23 protein-coding genes and 1 tRNA gene are annotated in these 26,454 nt (G+C 61.8%); 10 read left to right on the top strand and 14 right to left on the bottom strand.

Features of this window, described 5'->3' with window-relative positions; all coding sequences use genetic code 11:
• Positions 1-2 precede the first annotated feature (2 nt).
• Together BM267_RS03420 and BM267_RS03415 are read left to right on the top strand one after the other, a co-directional pair.
• Positions 3-725, top strand: a complete 723-nt coding sequence (locus BM267_RS03420) for an AzlC family ABC transporter permease (RefSeq protein ID WP_074777891.1) — start codon at positions 3-5, stop codon at positions 723-725.
• The gene (locus BM267_RS03415) at positions 722-1,048 is read left to right on the top strand and encodes an AzlD domain-containing protein (RefSeq protein WP_036988543.1); all 327 of its coding nucleotides are present in this window, start codon (positions 722-724) and stop codon (positions 1,046-1,048) included. The genes BM267_RS03420 and BM267_RS03415 overlap by 4 nt, the downstream gene beginning before the upstream one ends.
• Here BM267_RS03415 and BM267_RS03410 read toward each other — a convergent pair.
• A complete protein-coding gene (locus BM267_RS03410; protein WP_074777893.1) occupies positions 1,039-2,253 on the bottom strand; it encodes an MFS transporter in 1,215 nt (404 codons plus the stop codon). The genes BM267_RS03415 and BM267_RS03410 overlap by 10 nt on opposite strands.
• Before the next feature lie 234 nt (positions 2,254-2,487).
• On the opposite strand from BM267_RS03410, the gene BM267_RS03405 reads away from it, so the two are divergent.
• The gene (locus BM267_RS03405) at positions 2,488-3,564 is read left to right on the top strand and encodes an AI-2E family transporter (protein WP_218157169.1); all 1,077 of its coding nucleotides are present in this window, start codon (positions 2,488-2,490) and stop codon (positions 3,562-3,564) included.
• A gap of 21 nt (positions 3,565-3,585) precedes the next feature.
• Here BM267_RS03405 and BM267_RS03400 read toward each other — a convergent pair whose 3' ends face one another.
• The 3 genes from BM267_RS03400 to zigA form a co-directional block, all read right to left on the bottom strand.
• Complete coding sequence (locus BM267_RS03400; protein ID WP_036988547.1) at positions 3,586-4,650, bottom strand: metal-dependent hydrolase; 1,065 nt, start codon at positions 4,648-4,650, stop codon at positions 3,586-3,588.
• On the bottom strand, positions 4,650-5,339 hold the full coding sequence (locus BM267_RS03395) for a crotonase/enoyl-CoA hydratase family protein (RefSeq protein WP_036990008.1): 690 nt from the start codon (positions 5,337-5,339) through the stop codon (positions 4,650-4,652). Before BM267_RS03395 ends, BM267_RS03400 begins: the two co-directional genes overlap by 1 nt.
• Before the next feature lie 138 nt (positions 5,340-5,477).
• The gene (gene zigA / locus BM267_RS03390) at positions 5,478-6,683 is read right to left on the bottom strand and encodes a zinc metallochaperone GTPase ZigA (protein WP_036988549.1); all 1,206 of its coding nucleotides are present in this window, start codon (positions 6,681-6,683) and stop codon (positions 5,478-5,480) included.
• Positions 6,684-6,985: 302 nt separating this feature from the next.
• On the opposite strand from zigA, the gene BM267_RS03385 reads away from it, so the two are divergent.
• Positions 6,986-7,076: transfer RNA gene (locus tag BM267_RS03385), tRNA-Ser, on the top strand.
• 74 nt (positions 7,077-7,150) lie between these two features.
• Here the strand turns inward: BM267_RS03385 and mqo are convergent.
• Entirely contained in the window at positions 7,151-8,887 is a 1,737-nt protein-coding gene (gene mqo, locus BM267_RS03380; RefSeq protein WP_036988550.1) for a malate dehydrogenase (quinone), read from the bottom strand.
• A 276-nt stretch (positions 8,888-9,163) separates the two neighbouring features.
• Between mqo and BM267_RS03375 the strand changes: the two genes are divergently transcribed.
• From BM267_RS03375 to BM267_RS03360, 4 genes are read left to right on the top strand one after another with little or no spacing between them, the layout of a single operon-like run.
• Positions 9,164-11,107: a TonB-dependent receptor domain-containing protein gene (locus BM267_RS03375; RefSeq protein ID WP_074777897.1), complete on the top strand. Its 1,944-nt coding sequence runs from the start codon at positions 9,164-9,166 to the stop codon at positions 11,105-11,107.
• A gap of 2 nt (positions 11,108-11,109) precedes the next feature.
• Complete coding sequence (gene cobN, locus BM267_RS03370; protein WP_074777899.1) at positions 11,110-15,006, top strand: cobaltochelatase subunit CobN; 3,897 nt, start codon at positions 11,110-11,112, stop codon at positions 15,004-15,006.
• Positions 15,003-15,479 (top strand): MotA/TolQ/ExbB proton channel family protein, encoded by a 477-nt coding sequence (locus tag BM267_RS03365; protein WP_036988553.1) that lies wholly within the window; start codon positions 15,003-15,005, stop codon positions 15,477-15,479. The genes cobN and BM267_RS03365 overlap by 4 nt, the downstream gene beginning before the upstream one ends.
• On the top strand, positions 15,479-15,784 hold the full coding sequence (locus BM267_RS03360; protein ID WP_036988554.1) for a DUF2149 domain-containing protein: 306 nt from the start codon (positions 15,479-15,481) through the stop codon (positions 15,782-15,784). The genes BM267_RS03365 and BM267_RS03360 overlap by 1 nt, the downstream gene beginning before the upstream one ends.
• 19 nt (positions 15,785-15,803) lie before the next feature.
• On the opposite strand, the gene BM267_RS03355 is transcribed toward BM267_RS03360, so the two are convergent.
• From BM267_RS03355 to dsbD, 4 genes are all read right to left on the bottom strand, one after another.
• Positions 15,804-17,006: an MFS transporter gene (locus BM267_RS03355; protein ID WP_036988555.1), complete on the bottom strand. Its 1,203-nt coding sequence runs from the start codon at positions 17,004-17,006 to the stop codon at positions 15,804-15,806.
• Positions 17,007-17,094: 88 nt separating this feature from the next.
• Positions 17,095-17,895: a thiol:disulfide interchange protein DsbG gene (gene dsbG / locus BM267_RS03350; RefSeq protein WP_036988556.1), complete on the bottom strand. Its 801-nt coding sequence runs from the start codon at positions 17,893-17,895 to the stop codon at positions 17,095-17,097.
• Positions 17,896-17,897: 2 nt separating this feature from the next.
• Positions 17,898-18,728: a TlpA disulfide reductase family protein gene (locus BM267_RS03345; protein ID WP_074777901.1), complete on the bottom strand. Its 831-nt coding sequence runs from the start codon at positions 18,726-18,728 to the stop codon at positions 17,898-17,900.
• Positions 18,725-20,545, bottom strand: a complete 1,821-nt coding sequence (dsbD, locus tag BM267_RS03340) for a protein-disulfide reductase DsbD (RefSeq protein ID WP_051610696.1) — start codon at positions 20,543-20,545, stop codon at positions 18,725-18,727. The genes BM267_RS03345 and dsbD overlap by 4 nt, the downstream gene beginning before the upstream one ends.
• 134 nt (positions 20,546-20,679) lie before the next feature.
• Between dsbD and BM267_RS03335 the strand changes: the two genes are divergently transcribed.
• Positions 20,680-21,351, top strand: a complete 672-nt coding sequence (locus BM267_RS03335) for a response regulator (protein ID WP_036988558.1) — start codon at positions 20,680-20,682, stop codon at positions 21,349-21,351.
• Complete coding sequence (locus tag BM267_RS03330) at positions 21,348-22,718, top strand: ATP-binding protein (RefSeq protein WP_036988559.1); 1,371 nt, start codon at positions 21,348-21,350, stop codon at positions 22,716-22,718. The genes BM267_RS03335 and BM267_RS03330 overlap by 4 nt, the downstream gene beginning before the upstream one ends.
• Positions 22,719-22,787: 69 nt before the next feature.
• Here the strand turns inward: BM267_RS03330 and BM267_RS03325 are convergent, their stop codons facing one another.
• From BM267_RS03325 to BM267_RS03305, 5 genes are all read right to left on the bottom strand, one after another.
• Positions 22,788-23,219, bottom strand: coding sequence for a DUF3010 family protein (locus tag BM267_RS03325; RefSeq protein WP_036988560.1), 432 nt, complete (start codon positions 23,217-23,219; stop codon positions 22,788-22,790).
• A gap of 129 nt (positions 23,220-23,348) precedes the next feature.
• Positions 23,349-23,891, bottom strand: a complete 543-nt coding sequence (locus BM267_RS03320) for an ATP:cob(I)alamin adenosyltransferase (protein ID WP_036988561.1) — start codon at positions 23,889-23,891, stop codon at positions 23,349-23,351.
• Positions 23,892-23,897: 6 nt separating this feature from the next.
• Positions 23,898-24,626: an ABC transporter ATP-binding protein gene (locus BM267_RS03315; RefSeq protein WP_036988562.1), complete on the bottom strand. Its 729-nt coding sequence runs from the start codon at positions 24,624-24,626 to the stop codon at positions 23,898-23,900.
• Entirely contained in the window at positions 24,617-25,603 is a 987-nt protein-coding gene (locus BM267_RS03310; RefSeq protein WP_036988563.1) for a FecCD family ABC transporter permease, read from the bottom strand. The genes BM267_RS03315 and BM267_RS03310 overlap by 10 nt, the downstream gene beginning before the upstream one ends.
• A complete protein-coding gene (locus BM267_RS03305) occupies positions 25,591-26,454 on the bottom strand; it encodes an ABC transporter substrate-binding protein (protein WP_235818226.1) in 864 nt (287 codons plus the stop codon). The genes BM267_RS03310 and BM267_RS03305 overlap by 13 nt, the downstream gene beginning before the upstream one ends.

Here is a 26,454-nt window from a genome sequence, read left to right as displayed (position 1 = left end):
TGATGTCACGTTCGAGAGAGCTGCTGCTCGGCATGCGCGATACCATTCCCATGCTGGTTGGCGCGTTGCCGTTCGGTATCGTCTTCGGCACCCTTGCCGTCTCCTCCGGCCTGTCGATCAGTGCGACGCTGGCCATGTCCGCGCTGGTGTTCGCCGGCTCCGCCCAGTTCGTCGCTGCCAGTCTGGTGGCGTCTGGTGCGGGGCTGGTGGTGATTCTGCTGACTACCTTGATCGTCAACCTGCGCCATGCGCTGTACAGCGCCAGTCTGCTGCCCCATGTGCGGCACCTGCCGCAACGCTGGCGGGTGCCGCTGGCGTTCTGGCTGACCGATGAAAGCTTTGCCGTGGTACACCGGCACTACCTGCTCGACAAGGGGCCGCTGGAACACAAGCACTGGTATTTTCTGGGCTCCTGCCTGGCCATGTACAGCGTGTGGTTTGTCTGCACCCTCGTCGGCGTGTTGCTCGGTCAGGCGCTGCCGGGGCTGGCTGATTGGGGGCTGGATTTCGCCATGGTGGCCACCTTCATCGGCATTGTCGTGCCCCTGCTGCGCAATCGGCCGATGATCATCGCCGCCCTGGTGGCGGGCGGTACTGCGGTGCTGGCCCATGGGCTGCCGTACCAGTTGGGCCTGATGCTGGCGGCGCTGCTCGGAGTTGTGGCCGGGGTATTGGCTGAGCATGCAGCGGGGCGAGAGCGCCTGACTGTGCCGGAGGTCGAATGAGCAGCTTCGAGATTGCCCTGATCCTGGGTATGGCGGTCATCACCTTCGTCATCCGCTACACCCTGTTCGCCGTCGGCCACCGGGTGCGTTTCAATCCGCTGGTGGCGCGGGCGCTGACCTATGTGCCGGTGGCGGTGCTGACGGCCATTGTTGCGCCGATCATGCTCATGCCGGACGGTGATGGCCTGCAATTGACCCTGGATAATGCTTACCTGGTCGGCGGGGTTGCCGCCATCCTCATTGCCGCCCGCTGGCGTAATCTGCTGGCGACCATCGCCGGCGGCATGCTGTGCTTCTTCCTCTGGCGCTGGTTCTATGGCTGAAGCCGGTGGCGCAACAGCATGATGCTCAGCGCCGCGCAGCAGATCAGCCCGATAAAGCCGAGCATGCTGTTCACCAGGCCGATCTGATCACTGGCAAAACCGATGCTCAGCACCACGGTGGCCATGGTCAGGTAGGCGGCCAGATAGAAGGCCGAGGTCGTTGCGCCCCGTTCGGCAGGGGGCGCCGCGCGGGCGATCGACACGGTAGCAACCACACCAATGGCACCGGCAGCCATACCCGTGATCAGGGTTGCCGCGATGAACAGCCAGACCGATGCCTGCCACACGGCGCCGCCCAGTGCGAGCAGGCCGGTGATCAGCAGGAGTGGGCCGGCGATGATCAGCCGATTGAGCGGCTGGCGCTGGGCGGCAAACTGGCTCAGCCCGGCCACCAGCTGCCACGCTGCCGCGAACAACCCGGCCATGGCCAGATCATCGATGCCGATCAGCTCCCGTGCCAGGGTCGGCCCCAGCGACGAATACAGGCTGCCGGTGGACCAGGCCAGGGAAATGGCCGCAGCAGCGAACAGGAAGATACCCAGCAGCGCACGCGGCACCTTGATCGGCGTGGGTCGCCAGGCGCGCAGGCGAAAGCCCTGCTGGCGCTGTCCCAGGTGGGCAGGCCAGGGCGCGCTTATCAGCATGATCAGAGTGGTGATACACAGCGCCACGGCCACCAGAAACGGCCACACATCGCCATGGTCGGTCCAGCGCAACATCAGTGAGCTGACTGTCGGGCCGGTAGCGGCGCCTAGAGTGAAGGCCAGTGCCGTGAGAATCGCGCCCCGGGCCCAGTTGCCATCCGGTTCGAGTTCCACCACGGCCGCCGTTGCCGCGCCGGTGACCATGCCGGTGCCGATACCGGTGAGCAGGCGCGCCAGGGCCAGCTCATAGATATCCCCGGCCAGCATGAAGATAATCGAGCCGGACAGGATGAACAGCAAGCCCGGTACCAGGACCTGCCGCCGGCCAAGCTGGTCCGACAGCGAGCCCAAGGTCAGCAGGGTGATGACCACGCCCAGCACATACACCGAGAAGACTGCAGTCAGCGCCGTGGCGGAAAAACCCCAGCTCTGCTGCCAGACAGCATACAGAGGGGTGGGCATGTGGCTGGCAAGAATGGTGGTGAACAGCGCCAGCATGCAAGCGGCAATGGGCAGGGTATTTCTGCTGTTCAGGGCGGAAGGCGCCTCCGGGCTGGGCATTCAGGATATCTCGCGGGCGGAAAACCGCATCATTATCGCAGATGGGGCGATAGGATGGGCGCCACATCGTGTATCAATCGGACTTATGCGGCATCCATCGGATAACAGCTGGTAAAAGTATTCCCGCTGCCGCTCCGCGTCCTGCTGTTATGATGGTTGGGCGATCGTGGAATCGACCCGGCCATTAACGGACAACGAAGGGAGCCTATGAGTACAACGCCACCCCCATCTATCATGCCGTCGAATACTGCGGCACGCTGGCTATTGCTACTGGTAATCATCGCCGGGATCTATTTCTTCCACGGTTTTATTGTCCCGGTCCTGGCCGCGCTGATCATCGCCTTTGCCAGTTGGCCGTTGTTCCAGCGACTGCTGCGGCTATGTGGCGGTAGTCGAACGCTGGCTGCGACAGTCGCCATTCTGCTGATTCTCGGGGTACTGATCGTGCCGTTGACCATGGCGTTTTCCTTCGCCCTGGAAGAGGCGCAGGTGTGGATGGCCTGGTTGGTGGAGGCCAACCGTGAAGGGACCGATGTGCCTGGCTGGATCGCCGCACTGCCACTGGTCGGCTCCTGGCTGGCCGAGCAATGGGACGAGTATCTGAATCATCCCCACGCCATCAGTGAAATCATCCAGATGGCCAGTGGTCAACACCTGGGCAACATCTCCCGTGTGATCATGGCCATGAGCGGCATGGCTTTTTCCCTGGCTCTGGCGCTGCTGTTCATGCTGATTACGCTGTTCTTTCTGTACCGTGATGGCTACGTGCTGGTTAGGCAGGTCGACCGGATCGGTGAGGAAGTGCTGCCAGCACGCTGGCAGCGCTTCTCGCGCATGGTGCCGGCGACAGTTACCTCGACAGTCATCGGCATGGGCCTGATCGCCATCGGCGAAGGCATCATCCTTGGCATCGCCTACTGGGTCGCTGGTGTGCCATCGCCGGTAGCGCTGGGGTTGATCACCGGGGTCATGGCGCTGATTCCCGGAGGCGCGCCGCTCGCCTTCACCCTGGTGTCGCTGTACCTGATCGGCAGTGGCGACACTGTGGCGGGGGTGGGCCTGTTCATCTGGGGTTCGGTGGAGTTGTTCATTGTCGACAAGACCATCCGTCCCTCGCTGGTCGGTGGCCCGATCAAGCTGCCGTTCCTGCTGACATTCTTTGGCCTGATCGGCGGGGTCACCACCATGGGGCTGGTCGGCCTGTTCATTGGCCCGGTGTTGATGGCGTTGCTGCTGGCCATCTGGCGGGAGTGGGTGCACGAAGAAGATACCGCAGCGGTACTGGTCGCCGATTATCAGGAGTCACGCTAAGCGCCGCCTTGAGTGGTGGGCTCAAGGCAGCGTGGGCGGCAATGTCAGCGGTTCGGCCAGGCGTACCAGGGAGACCGGGTAATGCTCATCCAGCGCGCGCCGCTGCAGCCAGGACAGTGCCTGCAGCTCGGCACTCGGCGCTGGCCATAGCTCGGCGAACTCGATCAGTTCGGCATCCTGCCCGTCTGGCCCAACCGTAGCCAGGGCGAAGCGGAATGGATGGTAGCCGGTCATCCCCAACCGCAGGTCGGTGACTACCCACTGGTCATCGATCAGGTCATAGCGCAGCAGATCACCGGCAAACCAGCGCAGGCGCTGGTGTTGTGGCGAGTCCAGCAACACGGGCTGCGCCGCGCTGGCGTGGCGCGATAAACGCTCAAGCTGCACTGGCTGGCGGTCGAACCAACTGACCAACCCTTCGTAATAATCATCCCCGTCTACCGCCACCACACGCCATAACACCGTATTGAAGGGCGTAGGAGAGGTGAAGGTGGCTTGCGGCTGGATGCCCGCATTGGCCAGGGCTTGTTCCAGCCGGTGATCGGCCATCTGCTTGCCCGCCAGGGTGCTCGCCAGATACAGGCTGCTGAAGGCCAGCGCGGCATATTGCAGACGCAGACCGCTACGCCTGCGCAGCCCCAATACCAGCCCGGCGATAACCGCCAGCAGTAACGGCAGGGTGTACAGCGGATCGATGATGAAGATGCTGGAGATCGCCACCGGTGGCGTCGTCAGCGGCCAGAACAGCTGGGTGCCATAGGTAGTGAAGGCATCCAGTAACACATGGGTGATCAGGATCAGCCAGATGCAGAACCAGAGCCGGACGCCGCTGTACTCAGGATGCGGACGAAAACGCCGCACTGCCCAGGCCAGCAGCACACTCACGACGCTCAGCACCAGCAGGGAATGGCTGAAACCACGGTGATAGGTCATGTTGGCGACGGCATCGCCGTAGTCCAGCACGACATCCAGATCCGGCAGCGTGCCCAGTATCGCTCCATACAGCAGAGCCTTGCGGCCCTGCCAACGTCCGAGCAGGGCGCCCTGTATCGACGCGCCCAGCACTACCTGAGTGATGGAGTCCATCAGAGATTATGCAGCTTGTCTTCGGCGATCGACTGATCCAGCAACTCCAGCAGCGCCTTGCGGGTCTTCAGCTTGGTATTGCGATGGGCAGTCATGTTCAGCTTGGTCAGCTGCGCGGCCATGGCCATGGTTTCAGTCTCCAGTGCCTCGGCAGGGACCACCCGATCGAGGAAGCCTGCTGTCACCGCGTCGGTGGGCGAGAACAGCTCGGCGTTGATCACTGAACGGGTGAAGGCGCTGTGGGTCAGACGTGCCCGGGCCAGTTCAATGCCGACATGGTGCATGGTCATGCCGATGGCCACTTCATTGAGACCAATCTTGAATGGGCCTTCGACGCCGATACGGTAATCAGCTGACAGCAGCAAAAAGGCGCCTTTGGCAATGGCGTGGCCGGTGCACATTGTCATTACCGGATAGGGATGGGCCAGCAGGCGACGGGACAGTGTCGAGCCAATGGCAACCAGCCCCTTGGCCGCTTCGGGGCTGGAGGTCATGACCTTGAGGTCATAACCGCCGGAGAAGATCCCTTCCTTGCCCTTGATGACTACCACCGCACGGTCCTGCTCGGCCCGGTCCAGGGCGGCATTGAACGCCTCGAACAGCTCGGGCGACAGGGCGTTGGCCTTGCCATTATCCAGCGCCAATACGGCAACACCATCGGAAAAACTGTAGGAAACCAGCTCGCTCATCCAGGAACCCTCATCGATTATTATCAGCCAGCCACGAGCCAGCATACGTCTGGCAGTTTACCAAGTTAGCAGTGACTGGCGAGTCTCTAATACATTGCCCTTTGAGCAGGGTTTCCGCATCGTCCATTGGTGCGCTTGTCAGGCAACATCTTCGCTCCATGCGCCGAAGGGATCGGGCAACTGCTCCCAGCTGGCCAACCCGGCCGCCATTTCCTGATCATCCAGCAGGCAGGCGTTCAGCTCGGCGGTCAGTTGTTCGAAGTTGATGTTCTGGCCAATGAACACCAGTTCCTGGCGGCAATCGCCTGTCTCACCATCCCAATGAGCAAGGATGGACTGTAGTGCTTCCTCGTCCTGCGGCCATTGAGCTTTCGATACAAAGCGCCACCAGTTTCCTGCCAGGCCATGGCGCATCAGCCCGCCTGCCTGGGACCAACTACCTGCTTCACGGTATTTGCTGGCCAGCCAGAAATAGCCCTTGGAGCGCAGCAACCGACCGTTTTGCCAGGGACGAGTGAGGAAATCGTAGAAACGTTCGGGATGAAAGGGGCGACGGGCGCGGTAGGCGCAAGAAGCGATGCCATATTCCTCGCTTTCCGGGACGTGCTCGCCACGCATTTCCTGTAGCCACCCCGGAGCCTGGGCGGCACGCTCGAAGTCGAAACGGCCGGTATCGAGAATCTTCTCCAGCGGTATTCGCCCCATACTCATAGGCAAGACTTCCGCGTGGGGGTTGAGGCTATGGAGTATGGCCGACAGCTCGTTGAACTCGACGCTGGAGATCAGATCGATCTTGCTGATCAGAATCACATCGGCAAACTCGACCTGCTCGATCAACAGGTCAGTGATAGTGCGCTCATCTTCCTGGCCCAGCGTCTCGCCACGGCTGGCCAGGCTTTCCGAGTCGTGGAAGTCACGCAGGAAATTGACGCCGTCGACGACGGTGACCATGGTGTCCAGGCGTGTCAGGTCCGACAGGCTAGAGCCCTGCTCATCACGGAAGGTGAACGTCTCGGCCACCGGTAGTGGCTCGGAGATACCGGTGGATTCGATCAACAGATAGTCGAAGCGTCCCTCTCGGGCCAGGCGACTGACTTCCTCCAGCAGGTCCTCGCGCAAAGTGCAGCAAATACATCCATTGCTCATCTCCACCAGCTTTTCTTCAGCGCGATTCAGGGTCACCTCGCGCTGTACCTCGCTGCTATCGATATTGATTTCGCTCATATCATTGACGATCACCGCGACTCGGCGGTTGTCGCGATTCTTCAGTACATGGTTGAGCAACGTGCTTTTGCCGGCGCCAAGAAATCCGGACAGTACAGTAACGGGAAGTTGGTGAATCATTAGATAAATCTCGATGTCGGTTGGGAGGTGCAATCGTTCAGTGGTTATCGAATTGTTATAATGTAACATATAATTAAAGTGTTTGTAGCTGATCGATGGGAGATTTTCAGCTGGATCCTGGCTCGTTGGCGCCCGGCAGCCGTTTTATCGCCGACCTTGGTGGCTCTCATGAAACGGCTCTGGACCCAAGGGTGCGATCGCGCCGGCAGTGGGGCGGCATCTTCAAATAGCGTTTGCCAAACCGGCTTGGTTTAGGTACATTAGCGCGCCTCGGAACAGGGGAAACCCAGTACCGAGATTGCGGAGAGCTGTCCGAGTGGCTGAAGGAGCACGCCTGGAAAGTGTGTATACGTTAATAGCGTATCGAGGGTTCGAATCCCTCGCTCTCCGCCAGATAAACGTAACAAAGCCCCTTAACAGGGGCTTTGTTGTTTCTGCTCAGTTAGTCTTGTCCTGCCTGCTGCGGATTATCGGTCTGTTGCACTCTCCCTGCGCTCTTCTTCATCAGCATTCTCCACATCGCCAACTTCGCCACTCTCTGGCTCGGTAGTTTGCTCGAAGGTTTCGCTGCTGCCCTCGGTCGCCTGTGCTTCACTGCTGTCGTCTGCGGCCATATTGGCCAGAATAAACGCTTCCTGGCCCTCCAGCTCCAACGCCCGCGCGGTATTGAGTCGTACCTCGCGCAACAGCTCCGGATTATCCGCCAGTTTCATATCCAGCGAAGGGATGATTTCCTTGAGTTTGGTTTGCCATTCTGCGCTTTCGACCCGATCAGGAAATACCCGCGTCAGTAGGTTGAGCATGATCGGTGGTGCGGTGGATGCGCCAGGGGAGGCGCCCAACAGGGCGGACATGGTGCCATCCTCGGACACGACCGCTTCGGTACCAAACTGCAATTTGCTGCCATCATCGGTTTTCTTGATGATCTGCACCCGTTGGCCGGCGGTCCAGAGCTGCCAGTCGTCAGGGTTGGCCTCGGGATAATATTCACGCAGCGCGTCCAGGCGATCCTCACGGTCCTGCATCACTTCTCCCACCAGATAACGCACCAGACCGAAATTGCTCAGCCCGACTTTCATCATGGGCAGCACATTACTGAAGGTCATGGAATCGAAGAGGTTGGTCCAGGAACCTTCTTTCAGAAATCTGGTGGAAAACGTAGCGAAGGGACCGAAGAACAATGTTGGTGTTCCATCCAGGTAACGTAGATCCAGATGAGGTACGGACATGGGCGGCGAGCCCTCCGCAGCCAGGCCGTAGACCTTGGCCTGGTGGCGTGACACGACGTCTGGGTTGGTGGTGTAGAGGAAGGAGCCACCTACAGGGAAACCGCCGTAGTGCTTGGCTTCGGGGATACCGGATTCCTGCAGCAACAACAGGGCCGCTCCCCCCGCTCCGTTGAACACGTAGCGGCTGTTGACGATAGTCTCTTCGCCGCTATCGACATCCGCGACCGTGATCCGCCAGGTATTATCTTCGTTGCGCTCCAACTCGCGCACTTCGCTGCCGGTAGTCAGCGTTACGTTCGGCTGGTTGGCCAAGTGGTCTGCCAATTGACGTGTCAGCACACCCCAATTGACCTCGGTGCCGAGGTCCATACGAGTGGCCGCCATGGGGGTATTGTCTTCACGACCGTCCATGACCAGTGGCATCCACTCGGCGATAGTGGCGTTGTCTTCGGTATATTGCATGCCGGCATACAGCGGGATGCTCGACATCTTCTGGTAACGCTCGCTCAGGAAATCGATATTCTCCTGGCCCCAGACAACGCTCATGTGCGGAACTGTGGAAATAAAACTCTGCGGGTCACGGAGCGCGCCTCGTTCGACCTGGTGCGCCCAGAATTGGCGCGATATTTCGAACTGCTCGGTGACATTGATGGCCCGGGCAATATCAACGCTTCCATCTTCATCCTGGGGGGTGTAATTCATCTCGCAGAAAGCCGAGTGTCCCGTCCCAGCATTGTTCCAGCCGTCGGAGCTTTCCTGAGCGATGCCGTCCCTGCGCTCGTAAAGTCGGATATTCCAGTCGGGCTCCAGCTCGTTTAGCCAGGTGGCCAGCGTCACACTCATGGTGCCGCCGCCAATCAGGGTGATGTCGACGATCTCGCCGCCGCCCCGCGCGCCGTCCCCGCTCTGGGCAAAGGTATGCCCAGGAAGCAGGCAGAGAGAGAAGCATAGCGCTGCAACAATATTGTTTTTCATAGCAGTCTCGATTTGCTGGATGGCTGAAAACCTTCCGCTAGTTGACCTGTCCGTCGCACGCCGAGGAGAGCGGAAAGTACACGCAATACTATGGACTGCGTGAACGCTGGATCAGTTGCAAAGATTAGCCCGTGCAGGCGTCAGTGGCGCTGAATCAGTACGCAACGGCTCAGCCACCAGGGACCGTGAAATCCGGTCAGTCGCCCACTATTGTTTTGTTATAGTATAACATGGTAGTGTCTCGGCCCTTCCTCTATAGCCATAAGGACGGACCCCATGACCTACTCCCAAGCTAGGCATCTTCTATTGCTGCCATTGGCCGCGATGCTGCCAATCTCAGCCGCTGCTGATGTGCTCACCCTGCAATCCCGGGTGGTGACGGCTACCAGCACTGAACGTTCGCTGCAGGATGCGCCGGCGACTATTACGGTGATTTCCCGCGAGGAGTTGGCTAGTCGACCGGTGCAAGACCTGGAGGATGCCCTGCGGGGCGCGCCCGGCCTGCAATTCACCGGTATCGGGCTTGGGCGACGGGGAGTGAGTATCCGGGGCATGGGTGCCGAGCAGACGCTGATACTGGTCAACGGGCAGCGTATCAACACCGCCGCCAGTGCGATCGCGCATGCCGATTTTGATCTCGGTTGGGTGCCGGTAGAAGCTATTGAGCGCATCGAGGTGGTACGGGGGCCGATGTCCGCGCTGTATGGTTCCGAGGCGCTGGGCGGCGTGGTCAATGTGATTACCCGTACGGCTACTGACCACTGGCGGGGTAGTCTCGCTGTTAATGGCGGTGTACCAGATCATGGGCAGGGTGGTCAGACCCATCAACTGGGCGTATATGCCGGTGGCCCGTTGATCGAGAACGTGCTGGGGCTGAGTTTCACAGGCGAAAGCCGCAAGCGTCAGGCAACAACCGACCGGGACGACCCAGCGTTGTCCGAGCTGGAAGGGCGCGAATCGCAGAGCGGCAGAGTGACCTTGCACTGGACTCCGGACGCGGCGCAGCAGGTCGACCTCATGCTGGCGAGTGGCCGCGAGGATCGCTGGCGCAATACCAGCAGCCCGGCCGGACCGAATAGTCGGGTGGAATACGAATCGCAGGATGATATCGAGCGTGATCAGTGGTCATTGAGCCACACGGGTAACTGGAGCTGGGGCAAGACCACGGTGCGCGCCTATGGCAACACCTTGAACCGTGGGAGCAGCGATAGCCGCCCGACCTCCAGCAAGTCATGGCAGAAGATGAGCGATGATATTGCCGATGCCACCGTCAGCCTGCCCCTGGCGGGCAATCATTTGCTCAGCCTCGGTGGCGAGTGGCGTCGCGAGCGGCTGGAGGATGACAGCCTGGCCAGCGGCAAGGGCAAGGCAACGCATCGGGCAGTGTTTCTGCAGGATGAAATCCAGTTGCATGAGGACTGGTCGCTGCTGCTGGGCAGTCGCTTTGACCAACATGAGGAGTATGGCTGGCAGAAGAGCCCGCGTGCCTATCTGGTATACAGCCATAGCGACTCGCTGACCATCAAGGGGGGTGGCGGACGTGGCTTCAAGGCGCCCACCTTGAAGCAGCTGTCGCCCGGTTACTCGGCAATCGGTGGCGGCGGCCAGTTCACCATCCGCGGTAATCCCGACCTGAGTCCGGAACTCAATACCACGTATGAGTTGGCAGCCGATTACGTCGGTGATGGCTGGTCTGCCTCCGCCGGCATTTTCCAGAACAACCTGAAGGGGCTGATCCAGACCGTCTGCGTAGCCGACTGCGGCATTCGCGGGCGTGAGCTGCGCAATTACGAGAACGTCGACCGGGCGCGCATCCGTGGTATCGAGCTGGGGACGGAACTGGATCTGCCACTAAACCTGCACTGGGGCATCAACTATACCTATCTGGACGCCATCGATCGCAGCGCCGATCAGCGTCTGGCCGGCCGCTCGCGGCATCTGGCCAACACGCACCTGAAATGGTCGCCCACGCCAGGGTTCGACGCACAGCTGCGTGGCGAGTATGTCGGCAGCCAGCTCGGCTACAGTCGCAACGTCGCTTATGGATTGCCGGCCTACAGCCTCTGGCATCTGGAACTGAGTCAGCAATTGACGCCTGACCTGACCCTGCGCGGGGGTATCGAGAACCTCAGCGATGAGCGGCTGGCGGATGACAACGTGCTGTTCAACTATCCCGAGCCAGGCCGCACCTACCACGTCGGCCTGAGCATGAGCTTCTGACCATGGGCAGACTGCTAGTGATGCTGCTATTCATACTGGGCAGCAGCCCGGTATGGTCGGAGAGCGGGCCCGATATCCGTGTGCTGAGCAATGACTTCGTGTTGTCGGGCAAGCTGGCGCGGCTGCAGCGGTGGGCAGGAGACGCCGGTCTGCAACTGGACAGTCGCTATATTAGCGGCGAGGCCGAGCCAGCAGACCTGTTGACCGGTCTGTTGATTCTCGATACGCCCCGGCCCGGTGATCTGGCACAGATGCAGGCCTTTCTCGGCGACCTGCTGGAGCGCAGCGATACGCCCTGGATCCGGGTCGGCGGTGGTGCACCGGCTTTCGGTAACCTATCACCACCGGTTGCCCGGCAATTGATCGGTTATTACAGCAATGGCGGCGAGACCAACGTGCGCCACCTGTTTGATTACTGGCAGTTGCATCGCTCGGGTGAGAGCACAGCTTCGGTCCCGCCTGCTGCACCGCTGCCGGCGGCGGGCTTCTACCATCCCGATGCGCCAGCGCCATTCGAGAATGTGCGGGACTATCTGCAGTGGGGGAACGATCGCTGGCCTGAGCAGGCGCCGCGCATCGGCTTCATCACCCATGGCAGTAGCATTGCCGATGCCGAACTGGCGTTACTGGACGCGCTGATCTACGCCAGCGAGCAGCGCGGCCAGGCACCACTGGTGTTCTGGATCGACAGCCAGAATCCGCAGGCGCTGAGTGAGGTGGTCGAGCCCGCGGATGTGCGGGTGCTGGTCAATCTGACCCACATGCAAAATGGCACGGCGCGCCAGGCCGAGATACGGCAGCTCGGTATCCCGGTATTGCAGGGTTTTATCCAGCGTAGCAGCCTGGAAGATTGGCAGCAGTCCAGTTCGGGCATTGCTACCCACGCCGTAGCCACGCTGCTCGGCGTGCCGGAAACCTGGGGTCTTAGCGATCCGCTCGTGATCGGCGTGGTGGAGCAGGGCGAGCCCCGGTTGGTACCGGCACAGGCTGAAGCTCTGCTGGGCAAGATCGACCGGCTGGTACGCCTGCAGGATTTGCCGCCAACGGACAAGCAACTGGCCCTGCTCTTCTGGAACCATCCGGGCGGCGAGCGCAACCTGTCGGCCTCGAATCTGAATGTGCCGCGTAGCCTCGCTGCGTTAAGTGCGGCTCTGGCCGAGGCGGGCTACCGGGTACCGGCCACCGATGAGCAGCAGTTCATCCATCTTGGCCAGCGCTTGCTCGCCGGTTATTACCGCCCCGACACCCTGGATGCCCTTTACCGCGGCGAGTTGGCAGCGGCATTGCCTCTGGTTACCTACCAGCAGTGGCTACACAGCCTGGCCGCATCGGTGCAGCAGGAAATGCAGGAGCGCTGGGGCGATCCGGCCAGTCATTGGGCGCTGCGCCAGATCGACGGTCAACCACATTTCATCATTCCCCGGGCTCAGCTTGGCACGTTGCTGGTGATGCCGCAGCCGCCCCGGGCCGGCCGTCCGGGCGAGTCCTATCACGATACCGCGCTACCGCCGGACCATATCTATCTGGCGGCCTATCTTTGGTTGCACGACCAAGCCGATGCGTTGATCCACTTCGGCACCCATGGCACTCAGGAGTGGTTGCCGGGCAAGGACCGCGGACTGGCAGTGGAGGATTATCCATTCCTCGCGCTGGGTGATCTGCCGGTGTTCTATCCCTATATCCAGGATAATATCGGCGAGGCCATGCAGGCCCGGCGACGCGGGCGCGCAGTGGTGGTCAGCCACCAGACGCCACCCTTCGCCCCCGCCGGGTTGTATGACGAGCTGCGCGAGCTGCATGACCTGATCCACCAGTATCAGCAGCTGGAAGAAGGTGCGGTACGTGAGCAGACGGCTGAGGCCATTCTGGAACAGGTGGCCGAGCAGGGCATGCTCGCCGACCTCGGCTGGGATGAAGCAAGCGCAGCACAGGACTTTCCCGGCTTCTTTGCTGCCCTGCATGATTATCTGCATGCCCTGGCGGCAGACAGCTTGCCACTTGGCTTGCATACCTTTGGACAGCCCGCCGCTATCGAGCATCAACTGAGCACCGTGATTCAGCAGCTCGGTCCGTCCTATCTGCAAGCGGTGGCGGCTGCCAATGGTACGCCGTTCGATAGTGATGAGCCTGCTGCGCTGGATTTTGCCGAGTTGCAGGGCAGCCCTGCCTACCAGTTACTCGCACGGCATTTGCTGCATGGAGAGTCGATCCAGCAGATGGGTGGTACCGAACTGCATGATTGGTTGCTAACGGCCCGCGAGCAGCAGCAGAACCTGGCCGAAACCGGCGAGATCGAGGCGCTGCTGGCCGGATTGGCCGGTGGCTTCATCGCCCCGGGGCCGGGCGGTGACCCGGTACGCAATCCGCAGGTGCCCAGTGGCCGCAACCTGTATGCCTTCGAGGCCGACAAGCTGCCTACCGCCAATGCCTATGACGCCGGTGAGCAAGCTCTGGAGCAATTGCTGCAAGCCTATCGCGACGAGCACGATGGCCAGGCGCCAACCAAGCTCGCTTTCAGCCTCTGGTCGTCCGAGGCCATGCGCCATCTGGGTATTCTCGAAAGCCAGGTGCTGCATGCGCTGGGTCTGCGTCCGGTATGGGATAGCGGTGGCCGGGTACGCGCGCTGGAAATTATCCCGCGCAGCGAGCTGGGGCGGCCGCGCATCGATGTGGTCTTGCAGGTCACCAGTGTCTACCGCGATCAGTTCGATGGTTTCATGCTGTTGCTGGCCGACGCCATCGACCGACTCGCGCAATTGAATGAGCCGGACAACCCGCTCGCCAGCAATAACCGCGCCTTGATCGAGCGGCTGGAGATGCAGGGGCTGGATAGTGAGCAAGCCTCCCGCCTGGCCAATGTACGGATTTTCAGCAATGCGCCCGGCGATTATGGCACCGGTGTCACCCAGCTGACGCTGGACTCCACCACTTGGGAAGATGAGTCGGTGCTGGCCGAGCAGTTTCTGCAACGTCTGCAGCATGGCTACGGCAGCAGCGGGCTGGTCGCACCGCCTCCCACTGGGAACCTGTTTGCCGAACAACTCAAGGGAGTGCAAGCCGCGGTGCTGGCGCGATCCTCCACGGTCAATGGATTACTGTCCACCGACCATCCCTTCGAGTACCTCGGTGGGCTGTCGCAGGCGGTGCGGCAGATCAACGGCCAGGCGCCGGCGCTATATATCAGCGATCTGCGTCAGAACACCCCCAAGACCACCGGCGCTGCCCAGTTTCTCGCTGGCGAATTGCGCAGTCGCTATCTCAATCCCCAGTGGATCGGCGCCATGCAGCAGGAGGGCTACGCCGGCACACTGGAGCTGTTGAATATCGTGAACAATCTGTGGGGTTGGCAAGCCACCGATAGCGACATGGTGCGCGACGATCAGTGGCAGGCGGTACACGACAGCTATGTGCGGGACAGTCGTGAGCTGGACCTGAACGCCTGGTTCGAGCAACACAATCCGACGGCCCAGGCGCAACTCATCGAACGTATGGTCGAGGCGATCCGCAAGGGCCACTGGGACGCCGACCAGCAAACCCGCCGCGAACTGGTGGAGCGCTGGCAGGCCCTGATCGAAGAGCATGGCGCCGATAGCGGCGCGGCGCTGACCGTGGAATTCATCAGCGATATGGCCGCCGGCTTCGGCCTTGGTGGAGCCACGGCGAATGAGCCGCATGACCGGGCAGTCTCCGCCGAACAGGCCGCCAGTCAGCCCGCTGACAGCACCTCGGTGCGTGGTCAGGTCATGCAGGAGGTCTCGCCCCAGAGCGAGACGCAAACGCCCTGGCGTATCTGGGCCGGTCTGCTGGGCATGCTCGGTTGCATTCTCTTCGGCGCCTGGAAGCAGCAGCGGGCCAATCGCAATACCCCCATCAATACATATCAAGTGGAAGCAACATGAACGCTCTGGAAGTCGGACTATACGAACTCACCCGCTGGTTTCTCACACCGGTGCTGCTGTTGATTATCGCCGCACTGATCTACTCGCTGATTGCCTTGGGCAGCTTCGCTATGGAAGCCTGGCAGCGTCGGCGGGGTTGTTATCGACCGCTGCTTGCGAGCTGGCAGCAGAGCCATGGCGGTACCAGTGACGATCTGGAGTTGCATATCATGCAGCGCCTGGAATGGTTGCGTATCACTTCACGCAGCACTCCCATGCTGGGGCTGGTAGCTACCATGATCCCGATGGGACCGGCGCTACTCGCGCTGACCCGCAGCGATGCGCAGGGCATCGGCGATAATCTGGTGGTGGCCTTCTCCGCAGTGATACTGGCGCTGCTGGCCGCCAGTATCAGTTACTTTATCCTGACTGTTCGCCGCCGCTGGCTGTTGCAGGAATTGCGTAGCATGGAACGCGCCGGGGAAAATGTCTGATGCGCTTTCTTGAAGAAGACGAAGACGATCCGCTGCTGTCCATGGTCAACCTGATCGACCTGTTCCTGGTTGTGATTGGCATTCTGCTGGTGATCATCGTCCAGAACCCGCTTAATCCCTTCACCGAGGAAAGCGTGATAGTGATCGAGAATCCTGGGCAAAGTGATATGCGAATGACGATCAAGGACGGCGAAGAGCTGACCCGCTACGAAGCCAGCGGCGAAGTAGGAGAAGGCCAGGGCAGCCGCGCCGGTGTCACCTACCGGCTCAATGATGGACGCATGATCTACATACCGGAGGGATAGGCCGGCCGGTGAGTGTTTATCACAACGGCCCCGCTCCCATGGACGAAGCGGGGCGCATCATTGCTGCCAGCAATAGCGCCGCAACGGCCAGTATCAAGGGCGCGAACGACACCCAGAGCACCGTGTCCCAGCCATGGGCCGTCAGCAGGCCGCCGGAGGCGAACGAGCCCACGGCCATGGTGCCGAACACGATGAAATCATTGAGCGCCTGCACGCGGGTTTTCTCTTCCGGTCGGTGACATTCAAGCACCATCGCCGAGGCGCCGATGAAGCCGAAGTTCCAGCCCAGACCCAGCAAGATCAGCATGATCCAGAAGTGCGGAATATCGATACCGGCCAGGCCGATGGCCGCCGAGGCGCCGATCAGGACGAGGCCCGAGGTGACGATCCGGCCGGCGCCGAACCGGGTGATGAGCCTGCCGGTGAAAAAACTCGGCGCATACATGGCAATCACATGCCATTGCAGGCCGAGGTTGGCATGTTCCTGGGTGTGCCCGGACATGCGCATGGCCAGCGGTGCGGCGGTCATCAGGAAGTTCATCAGCAGGTAGGAAACGGCGCCGCAGATGACGGCAATGATGAAGCGCCGTTGGCGCACCAGTTCAATGAGCGGACGCCCGCCGGCTATTTCGGCGGCGGTGGGCATGGGCAACCGCACGCCGGCCAGCACCATTGCTGACAGGCCTGCCACCAGCGCCTGGGCGAGGAAGGTGGCGGCGAACATGGGCGGCTCCCACAGATGCATGGTGTAGGTCACCAGCTGCGGCCCGAACACACCGGCCGCCACACCACCGGCCATGACGATGGATAGGGCACGAGGCCGCCATTCGGGTTCGACGCAATCCGCTGCGGCAAAGCGGAAAGACAGCACCACGGCGGCATAGGCGCCGCCAAAGAACGTCGCCAGGCAAAATAGCCAGAAGGACCCCAGCATTACCGCCAGCATGGCCAGCAGACCGGCCAGTACGCCGCAAGCACTGCCGGCAAGAAAGGAGGCGCGACGGCCGTAGCGGCGGGCGATTCTGCCGGTCGGCAGGATGCAGGCAGCCATCCCGACCACGAAGATCGAAATGGGCAACGTCGCCAGCGCCTCGATGGGCGCGAGCGTGGCGCCGATAATGGCTCCCGTCGCATAGATCACCACCGAATTGGCGCCTGCCAGCGCCTGGGCTATCGCTAGCCGCCAGATAGTGTTGCGCTGTTCCTGGCGAGTGCCCAACATCGGTTAGTCTCCTTTCTCGCTTGAGCACTTCATCTGCTCACCATTCGGTGCCGCTACTATAAAGAACTACGGCTTGCCCGGCTCTGGATTATTCGATCGGACCGGCAATGTGCGGCAACAGCGAATCCGGCGCACCGGTCTGCTTGTGCAGCTTGCCGCTCTCATCCAGCCAGACCACCGCCGGTGTGGCGCGCAGACCCAGCTCGGCCATCAGGGTGTGATTGGCATCCAGTTGGGCCTGGATCGGCGCAGGAATCCCGGCCATTGGCGGCACGCCTTCGTCGCTGATGGGACGTATCCGACCATCGCCGGCTTCCATGTGCAGGCGCGCGTGCTCCCCCAACTGCTGCTCCGCATTCTCGGCGGTCAGCAGGGTGGCCGCCTTGGCGGCGCTGTTCTCGCGAATGATGCCGACCAGTACATGCCGCAGCTGCAGTTTTCCGCTGTCGATCCAGGGCCGGGCATCGACCCATAGCTTGTTGCAATAGGGACAGTTCAGGTCGGTGAAGACATAGGCCACCATGGGCGCGTCTGCTGCGCCATCGGTTATCCAGTTGCTCTGGGCCAGGCGTTCCCAGATATCCGTGGACATATGCGAGCCGACCTGCTGCTCCAGAGCGGTCTGGTTCACGTCGCGGCCTTCGGCGTCCAGGATTCTGCCGAGAATGATATGTTCGCCGTCCGGCGCTTCGTAGACCGCCAGTGGCTGGTCACCGTGATAGCCGGCCCAGGCGGTGAGACCACCCTTGGCTGGGAAGGTCCCGGTGAACTGTACGCCCATATCCCGTAGTTGCTGCAGTGCTGCCGGCTCCGGTGCGGCAGTCAGGGTTGGCGAGGCCAGCAGGCCGACCAGGAGTGCACCGGTCAGCCGGTGATTGATCTTGCCCATGGTTATTTTTCCTCCGATAGAAGTTCTGGTGTCAGGGCGTCCAGCCGTTGGGCCAGGCTGCCGCGCGACAGCTCACCCAGGCGTATGTCTTCCAGATTGCCTTCGGCGTTGAAGAACAGCGTCACCGGCAGCCCGCGTTGTCCCAGCGACTGGCCCATATCGGCCATCCGGTCCAGCAGCACGTTATCCAGGACCAGACCGGTATCGCGCAGGAAGTCCTGTACCGTTGCACCATCTTCGCCCTGATTGAGGAAGACGAAATGAATATCCTCGCGTTCTGCCTGGGCTTGCTCGAACACCGGCATTTCCCGGCGGCACGGTGGGCACCATGAGGCCCAGAGATTGATCACGGTCGGCTTGCCGGCGAAGTCGGGCAGCCTCACGCTGTCGCCATTCAAGGCAGTCACCGGCAGATTGGGCAGTGGTCGGTTGGCGCTGGTGGGCAGTGCATCGAGGGCAATGCTCAGCAACAGGATCAGACTGAAGGTCGAGATGCCCTTGAGCATGGGTTGGCGCAATGCCGGGCGTCGGTGGATGATCAGTAGGGTGCACGCCCAGACGGCGGCCAGGCCCCACCAGGCATTCCAGCCCCCGTCCCGGATATCGAGCAGGCTCAATGGTTCGGCAAGGTAGACGTCGGCGTAGTTGAAAACAAAACCCAGGCGTGCGACCACCAGGCCACTCGCCAGTGCGAGCCACACCGCCCCCTCGCTGCTGATCCCGAGACGCTTGGCATGCCGCGCGGCGATCCATGACCCCAGCACAGCCGCAATCATTACCAGTAATGCATTCAATGGCAGGGAGAAAGGGCCGATCGGGACGAACAGAGTCATTGGGAATATCCTTGAAATTCGGTGATCAGGGCAAGGCTGTCGAGCAATTTCTGCTCATCGAAGGCTCCTACCAGGCGTGCCTGTCGCTGCTCCTGCCCCTGTGGATTGAAGACCATGACCGTCGGCGGCCCGGCGATCTGGAAGTGGCGCATCAAGGCGCGCTGCTCAGCGCTGTGGTCGGTCACATCGATCTGCAGCAAGGTGATGCCATGGGTGCTCCGTAGCACGCTATCGGCGGTATAGACGTCCCGCTCGATCACCTTGCAGTACACACACCAGTCAGCCGTGAAGTCGACCATGACCGCCTGCCCCTGGGTTTGCGCCAGCTGCAACCGCTGCTGCAATTGCGGCAGGCTGGTCACCGGCTCGAACTGGAGCGACCCCGCAGGGTCATCGGCTGGTGATGCACTAGGTTGTGCCCAGCTCAGAGGGCGCAATGGATCCACCGCGCCTGCCGAGGCGCCCAGCAACTGCGCGCCACCCCAGATACCCAGCGCAACGCCCAGAGTGCGCAACAATAGCATTGATGACGGTCGCCGTGTCGTTGCCAGATGAGCCAGAGATAATCCCAGCGCGAGAAGCAAAACTCCCCACAGCGCCAGCACCAGCGGCGCTGGCAGTACCCGTTCCAGCATCCAGATGCCGGTGGCCAGCAGGGCGAAGCCGAAGGCCGCTTTTACCAGATCCATCCAGGGCCCGGGCCGTGGCAGGTAACGGGCTCCCAGAGTGCCGATCACCATGAGCGGCAGCCCCATTCCCAGGCCCATGCTGAACAGCAGGCCGGTGCCGATGCTGACATCGCCGGTTTGCGCCACATAGAGCAGCACGGCGGCCAAGGGTGCGGTCATGCAAGGGCCGACCAGCAGCGCCGAGAGCACACCCAGCAGCGCCGCGCCGATATAAGTGCCACCCTGGGTGCCGCGGCTCAGCTCATCCAGTCGCGTGCGCAGGCCGGAGGGTAACTGCAGGGTGAAAATACCGAACATGGCCAATGCCAGCACCAGGAACAGGCCCCCAAGAGTGCCGATGACCCAGATGTTCTGCAGTATTGCCTGCAATTGCGCGCCCAGCAGTGCTGCAACTGCACCCAGCAACGCGTAGGTGGCGGCCATGGGCAGCACGAAAGCGGTGGTCAGACGCAGCGCTTGGCCAGTCGATACCTGGCGACCCAGAATCAGGCTGGACAGGATTGGCACCATTGGCAGCACGCAGGGAGTGAACGTCAGTGCCACGCCGAGCAGGAAGAACACGGGGAGGGTCAACAGCAGCGAGGAGTTTTGCAGCCAGTCGAATATCCGGCTTTCACTGGCGCTGGCGAGGGTCGTCAAGGGTTGTGCAGCAGGGGCCACGCTGAGGTTGCCACTGGCAGTGGTAGCTATTCTGGCGCTGGCAAACTCGATCCGATGCTGCTGAGGCGGATAACACAGGCCACCATCGGCGCAGCCCTGCCAGATAATATCCACTGCGGTGCTGTCACGGGACTGCAATTCCCACTGCACTGCATTGCGCAGTATGCTGGTCGGGCCGAAGGTCATATCCTCGATCATCTCGCCAGCCGGCAACTCGCCGGCCTCCACCGTGCCACCAGCCGTTGGCCTTGCGGCGAACTGGTCGCGATACAGGTAGTAGCCATCGGCGATATCAAAGTGCAGCAGCAGCCGTCCGGTCTCTGCATCCTGCTCCAGCACCTGCAGGCGGAATGCCTGCTCCGGCGCAAGAAAGTCATCGCCATGGGCCAGGCCGGCCAGCGTCAGTAGCAGTAAAAGGCAGAGTCTGCTGCTCTGCTTCAGCAGTTGTCTTGAACAGCGCATACCCATGCTGCCACTCCATAACCCAGTAGAATGGGGACTGAGCTTGTCGGCGGCAGATTAACCTCAGGTTAAGCCGATTCTTAATGGCGACTTCATTTTCGGGTGCGATCTTCTACCCCTAGCCAACAAAGGTAGTGAATATGCATGTACTGCTGGTCGAGGATAATGCGCTGGTGGCCAGTGGCGTCAGCGCCGGGCTGCGGCTCCACGACTACTCCGTCACCACGGTGCACAGCGCCCGGTCGGCTGACAATGTGCTCAGGTCTACCCACGTCGATCTGGTGATTCTCGATCTCGGCCTGCCGGATGAAGACGGCATCACACTGCTGCGCCGTTGGCGATCCGGTGGTCGCGATCTGCCGATCCTTATCCTTTCCGCCCGCGACGCCGTGGCACACAGAATCGCCGGGCTGAGCGATGGAGCGGATGATTATCTGACCAAGCCCTTCGACCTGGATGAGCTGCGCGCTCGCCTGCAGGCGCTGCTGCGCCGCGCCAGCGGGCGCACGGCCAGGGAGATCCGCTGGCGGGATATTCGGCTGCTCCCCGAACAGGGGCAGGCCTGGCGCTCCGGCGAGCCGGTTGAGCTGACTCGCCGGGAATTTGCCCTGCTGCAGGTGTTCTTCCAATATCCCCGGCAGATCCTGAGCAACGCCCAGCTCGAAGACAGCATCTATGGCCTGGAGCAGAATGTGGAGAGCAATGCCCTCAGCGTCCATATCCATCATCTGCGCCGCAAGTTGGGCCAGGACATCATAGAAACCGTACGTGGGCAGGGCTACCGGCTTGGGCCGGGGGAGAGCGGGGCATGAGCCTCAGGCTGCGGTTATTGCTGGTCATCGGCATCTCGCTCAGCGTCCTGTGGAGCATCATGGCCGGGTGGCTATTCCTGGATATGCGCCGGGAGTTGCAGTCGGTACTGGATAACCGCCTGCAGGCATCGGCGCAGATGGTGGCGGGGCTGATCGAACAGATGCCGAGGGATGTGCTGAACATGGAACCCAGCCAGCCGCAGATCGATATTGCTACCCTGGACGGGTTGGCCTGCGAGGTGAGCATCATGCGCGGGCAGATCACCAGCACGCTGCTGCGCACGCAGGGCGGACCGGTCATTGCCGATGTCGAACCCGGTTTTGGCACCTATGTACGTGATGGTAATGTCTGGCGGGTTTATGTGCTGCAGCAGAGCGGCCTGCGTATCGCCGTGGCAGACCGGATGGGCGTTCGCAGTGCGCTGCTGAGGGATATGGCCCTGTCTGTTGGCTTGCCGTTCGCCTTTGCGCTGATCGGCAGCCTGATCCTGGTATGGTGGGCAACCACGCAGGGACTGCGTCCCTTCGACCGGGTACGGGCAGCCCTGGCCGGGCGTGATCCTGCCGATCTGACCCCGCTGCCGGCGATCGATGCGCCTGCCGACCTGCAACCGCTGATCGACACCGTGCATGAGTTGCTACAGCGGGTGGCCGCGGCCATACGCCGGGAAAGACGCTTCACGGATGATGCCGCCCATGAGCTGCGCACGCCGCTCACCGCCGTCCGCACCCATCTCCAAGTAGCGCGGATTGCGCTTTCCAGAGGCAATGACACCCAACTGGTCCAGGATTCCGTGGCCTGCGCCGAGCAGGGGGCTGTGCGGTTGCAGGAAACCCTTGACCAACTGTTGCTGCTGGCGCGGCTGGACAGCAACCAGCCGTCTCCCGAAGCCCAATCCACCTCCGTTGCCGATGCGGCGCGACAAGCCTTGGCGGAACTGGAGCCCCTGGAGCTGGATGCCGGCTCGCGGGTCAGCCTGGTCGAGCCGCCGGGGGGGACGGAGATCGCTGCGGTCATTCCCGCTTCGCTCTTGACCAGCGCGCTGCGCAATCTGCTGGATAACGCGCTGCGCTATTCACCGCAGGGCAGCCCGGTGACGGTCGAGTTGCATCGCGAGCCTGATTTGCGGGTCCGTATCCGGGTGCGTGATCAAGGCCCGGGATTGGCGGCGGAGGACATACCCGAAGTGGCTGCGCGCTTCTGGCGGGCGCAGCATGATGGCGCCGGCAGCGGATTGGGGTTGTCCATCGTCCAGTTGATTGCCGAGAAGCACCGAGGCAGCTTTTCCATCAGCAATCATCGCGATGGCGGGTTGGTTGCCGAACTGGTGCTACCGGCGGCCGGTGACATCACGTCAGTCCCATAGCCATCCAGAAGTGCATCATGGCCCGGTTAGCGCAGAGCGACCGACCCGCCGTCACTCAGGCGAAGCTCATCACCCGGAGAAGTGCCCCGCATAGGCGGTCAGAAAGGCGCCTTCCTGAAACTGCTTCAGCCCTGTATCAGCGAAGGGAACGGGCAGGGGATTGGCTGACAGGACACTCTTGATCTGCGTCGGCGAGAGCAGGGTGACCTCGATGTCCGAATCCGCAATCAGCTGGATTGCCGCCTCCAGCTTGAAGCTGATGGCGCCCCCGGCGAACTTGCCCTTCTGCATGCGTTCCTTGATGACCACGCGCTCCACTTTGTAATCCCTCAGAAACTGCACCAGCTCCTTCTGGAATCGCTGCAAGTCGGCGCGAGCGTGCTCCTTCTTCAATGTCAGCTTGCGGATGCGGCTGTCCGGCAGATTGAACAACCCCTGTTCCCCGTTGAGCAAGCACACCACGGCTTCATTGCCGGTCAACTCGATACCACAAATACGCATACTGATTCTCCGTTGCTGATCGCAGCACTCGCTGAATAAAAAACATCGTCATGAACAGCAGCCATTCTCGACTAAAACGCAGGCGGGTGCATCCACGCAACGGATAAGTCGCCCGAAACAGGCATGTTGTCAGCTGTCCGGTCGGCCATAGCTGCGGCTGATGAAGGTCGGCTCGATCAACCCGCGCCGCTTGTTGATAACCAGCGTCAACATAAAGAAGAAGTTGCACAGCATATTGCACATGCGCGGCAGCAGCATGGGAACTTCCTTGCCTTCCGCATCGACCCGAACCATGGCGCGGATGGCTTTCTTGCAGGCGGAGCGGGCCAGGTGCAGCTGTGGAATGGGTGGGGTGCCGCGGGGCAGAACGAAACCGCCCAGGCGGTCGGCAACTTCCTCTTTATAGTGGTTCAGGCGTGCCTGCAGCCAGGCCTGATCCTCCTCGCTGACAGCCAGCCGGCCACGGATCGAGCCATTGATATGGAAGGCCAGCGGCTGGACCTGCTCCAGATCGGCGGCGATGTCCGGCATGTCGTCCGGCAGGTGGGAAATGATGGCGCCGATATGGCCGCACAGCTCATCGGTGATGACTTCGAAGTCGCAGAGCGACGAGCTTTCGTACATGAAGGGATAACACATCTCGTCGAAGTTCTTGCCGAACTTGAAGGCCATGGTCACTTACCTCGGGATAATGATGGGTGGGTCGCTATCCAGATCGATATGCGCATCGACCTGGAACGCCTGCTGCAGATGCTGGCCGGTCAGTACCTCGGCAGGTGTGCCGATAGCAAGCAGTTGACCTTCATGGAGCAGGCACAGGCGATCACAGTAACGGGCGGCCAGTGACAGGTCGTGGATCGACAGCATCACCCCACGCCCGCTCTGGGCATAGCGGCGCAGCAGACGCAGTACGTTCTGCTGCTGGAACAGGTCAAGACTGGCCACTGGCTCATCGGCCAGCAGCACCCGCGGTTGGCCGGCCAGCACACGGGCCAGCCAGACCCTGGCCTGTTGCCCGCCGGAGAGCTGATCGATCTGGCGATCCAGCCAGTCTTGCACCTGGGCGGCGGCAGCGGCCTGGGCGATGGCCTCGGCATTGGTATCCCCCCAGGGCAACCGCCCGAGACTGATCACATCGCGCACCGACAATGCCCAGGCGCTGTGACTGCTCTGCGGCAGGAAGCCCAATTGCTGCGCTCGCTGGCGCTCGGCAATCGAGGCCAGCGGCGTACCTGCCAGCCGAATATTGCCCTGATACGGCTGGATGCCCGCCAGGCAATGCAACAGGGTGGATTTGCCTGCACCGTTGGCGCCAATGATGCCGAGCATTTCCCCGGCCACCAGGTTCAGGTTGACGTTCACCAGGCGCTGGCCGACGCTCAGGTGGCGGGTATCGATCAGATCCACCGTTTACGCTCCTTCCATACCAGCCAGATGAACAGTGGCGCTCCGAGCAGCGAGGTCAGCACACCCAGCTTGAGTTCCTGGCCCGGTGGCAACAGGCGCACGCCGATATCCGCCAGGCAGACCAGAATGGCACCGGCCAGCGCCGCCGGGATCAACAGCCGCTCCGGGCGATGCTGTACCAATGGGCGCAGCAGATGTGGCACCAGCAAACCGACAAAACCGATACTGCCGGCCACCGCCACCGAGCTGCCGACTAGCATGGCGGCACCCAGCACGATCATGATGCTGCCATTGCGGTAATTCAGTCCCATGCTGCGGGCTACCTGATCGCCCAGGCTCAGGCCGCTGAGCAGTCGGCGTTGGCTGATAATCAGCGCGCTACCTACCAGCAACGCCGGCAGCAGCAGCCATAAATGCTCCAGCCCACGCTCGGAAACCGAGCCGAGCAGCCAGAACACCAATTCCTGCATGGCGTAGGGGTTGGGCGCGAAGTTCAATACGGTAGCCAGCGCCGCACCGCACAGCGTGGAAATCGCCAGCCCGGCCATGATCACCATATGCGAGCGAGCCGAGCCGGCCAGGGCCAGCATCAACAGCAACGCGATGGCCGCGCCGATCAGGCCGGCTACACCTGGCGCGGCAGCGCCCAGACCGGGAAACAGGCCGAAGTAGAATACGCTGGCCGCGCCCAATGCTGCGCCCTGGCTGGCACCGGTCAGACTGGGCTCGGCCAGTGGGTTGCGCAGCAGTCCCTGTAGCGCTGCACCACTCAGGCCCAGTGCGGCGCCCACCGCCAGTGCAATCAGCGTGCGTGGCAAGCGAACCTCACCGATGACAATGGCGTCCAGGCTGCTTTGGCCGGTAAGGAAGTCGGCCAACCCTGCCAGTACGGCCACCGAGGTTGAGCCGACTGACAAGGAGGCCAGCGCCGTCACCAGCAACAACGCCAGCAGGGCGGGAGTGATCAGTCGAGCCATTGATTGAGTTGCCTTATCAGGTCCCAGGTCCAGGGGCCGGGACATTGCCAGCGCCAGTAGTCGGTGGTGAGCCAGCCGTCAGCCGGGATGCTGCGGCGCAGCACCGGATGTTCGGCAAAGCGGTTGGCCAGCGCCTGGTGTTCGGGGGCCGCGAACAGAATGGCGTCCGGCGGATCGCTGGCGATCTGTTCCAGGTCCAGTTGCACATGCCCCGAGTCGGTCAGATAGTTGCGCCAGCCGGCCTGTTCGATGATTTGATGCTCGAAGGTATCACGGCCAGTACCGATACCGTTGGAACCGAGCAGCAACAGGCGTTTGGCGTCGGGCTGTGGCGTGTGGCGAACGGGTGCCGGTTGCGCGAGGTCAGGGTTGCGACCGATCAGCGCCAGCAATTGGCGCTCATAGGATTCCACCTGCCCCAGCGTAGTGGGTAATGGCAGTACCTCCACTCGATAATTCAGGGTTCGCAGACGCTCGCGCAACAGCAGGGCGCTGTACTGGCCGGCCAACACCAGGTCGGGCTGCAGACTTACCACCTGTTCCAACGAACCGTCATGGGCAGGCCAGCGAGCGTCGATCCAGTGGATCGGGTAGCGCAGATGCATAGGCGACAGTGCAGCCACCCGGGCCGGATCGGCGTGATGAGCCAATGCCCAGTCCATGCATAGATCGAGGGAGACGATGCGTTGGGGTGATTCAGGCGTCGCTGCCAATGCAGGCAAGCCAACTGGCAGCAGGATCGCTGCCAGGCAGAGCACCCACCGGCGCAGCCGCCCCCCTGCCCGAACGATGAGGGCTGAGGCAAAGGAGCAGCGTTCAGCATGCAGCTGATGGCGGGGGTGTGTAGTCAT

The sequence above is a fragment of the Halopseudomonas bauzanensis genome (assembly GCF_900114735.1).
Taxonomy (GTDB): domain Bacteria; phylum Pseudomonadota; class Gammaproteobacteria; order Pseudomonadales; family Pseudomonadaceae; genus Halopseudomonas; species Halopseudomonas bauzanensis.
The sequence above is the reverse complement of the archived record's forward strand: the minus strand, read 5'-3'. Positions and strand labels throughout refer to the sequence as shown.

Excerpts from the sequence above, each read along its gene's own strand:
- BM267_RS03420 (WP_074777891.1), top strand. The coding sequence starts at position 3 with ATGTCACGTTCGAGAGAGCTGCTGCTCGGCATGCGCGATACCATTCCC.
- BM267_RS03415 (WP_036988543.1), top strand. The coding sequence starts at position 722 with ATGAGCAGCTTCGAGATTGCCCTGATCCTGGGTATGGCGGTCATCACC.
- BM267_RS03410 (WP_074777893.1), bottom strand. The coding sequence starts at position 2,253 with ATGCCCAGCCCGGAGGCGCCTTCCGCCCTGAACAGCAGAAATACCCTG.
- BM267_RS03405 (WP_218157169.1), top strand. The coding sequence starts at position 2,488 with ATGCCGTCGAATACTGCGGCACGCTGGCTATTGCTACTGGTAATCATC.
- BM267_RS03400 (WP_036988547.1), bottom strand. The coding sequence starts at position 4,650 with ATGGACTCCATCACTCAGGTAGTGCTGGGCGCGTCGATACAGGGCGCC.
- BM267_RS03395 (WP_036990008.1), bottom strand. The coding sequence starts at position 5,339 with ATGAGCGAGCTGGTTTCCTACAGTTTTTCCGATGGTGTTGCCGTATTG.
- zigA (WP_036988549.1), bottom strand. The coding sequence starts at position 6,683 with ATGATTCACCAACTTCCCGTTACTGTACTGTCCGGATTTCTTGGCGCC.
- mqo (WP_036988550.1), bottom strand. The coding sequence starts at position 8,887 with ATGAAAAACAATATTGTTGCAGCGCTATGCTTCTCTCTCTGCCTGCTT.
- BM267_RS03375 (WP_074777897.1), top strand. The coding sequence starts at position 9,164 with ATGACCTACTCCCAAGCTAGGCATCTTCTATTGCTGCCATTGGCCGCG.
- cobN (WP_074777899.1), top strand. The coding sequence starts at position 11,110 with ATGGGCAGACTGCTAGTGATGCTGCTATTCATACTGGGCAGCAGCCCG.
- BM267_RS03365 (WP_036988553.1), top strand. The coding sequence starts at position 15,003 with ATGAACGCTCTGGAAGTCGGACTATACGAACTCACCCGCTGGTTTCTC.
- BM267_RS03360 (WP_036988554.1), top strand. The coding sequence starts at position 15,479 with ATGCGCTTTCTTGAAGAAGACGAAGACGATCCGCTGCTGTCCATGGTC.
- BM267_RS03355 (WP_036988555.1), bottom strand. The coding sequence starts at position 17,006 with ATGTTGGGCACTCGCCAGGAACAGCGCAACACTATCTGGCGGCTAGCG.
- dsbG (WP_036988556.1), bottom strand. The coding sequence starts at position 17,895 with ATGGGCAAGATCAATCACCGGCTGACCGGTGCACTCCTGGTCGGCCTG.
- BM267_RS03345 (WP_074777901.1), bottom strand. The coding sequence starts at position 18,728 with ATGACTCTGTTCGTCCCGATCGGCCCTTTCTCCCTGCCATTGAATGCA.
- dsbD (WP_051610696.1), bottom strand. The coding sequence starts at position 20,545 with ATGGGTATGCGCTGTTCAAGACAACTGCTGAAGCAGAGCAGCAGACTC.
- BM267_RS03335 (WP_036988558.1), top strand. The coding sequence starts at position 20,680 with ATGCATGTACTGCTGGTCGAGGATAATGCGCTGGTGGCCAGTGGCGTC.
- BM267_RS03330 (WP_036988559.1), top strand. The coding sequence starts at position 21,348 with ATGAGCCTCAGGCTGCGGTTATTGCTGGTCATCGGCATCTCGCTCAGC.
- BM267_RS03325 (WP_036988560.1), bottom strand. The coding sequence starts at position 23,219 with ATGCGTATTTGTGGTATCGAGTTGACCGGCAATGAAGCCGTGGTGTGC.
- BM267_RS03320 (WP_036988561.1), bottom strand. The coding sequence starts at position 23,891 with ATGGCCTTCAAGTTCGGCAAGAACTTCGACGAGATGTGTTATCCCTTC.
- BM267_RS03310 (WP_036988563.1), bottom strand. The coding sequence starts at position 25,603 with ATGGCTCGACTGATCACTCCCGCCCTGCTGGCGTTGTTGCTGGTGACG.
- BM267_RS03305 (WP_235818226.1), bottom strand. The coding sequence starts at position 26,454 with ATGACTACACACCCCCGCCATCAGCTGCATGCTGAACGCTGCTCCTTT.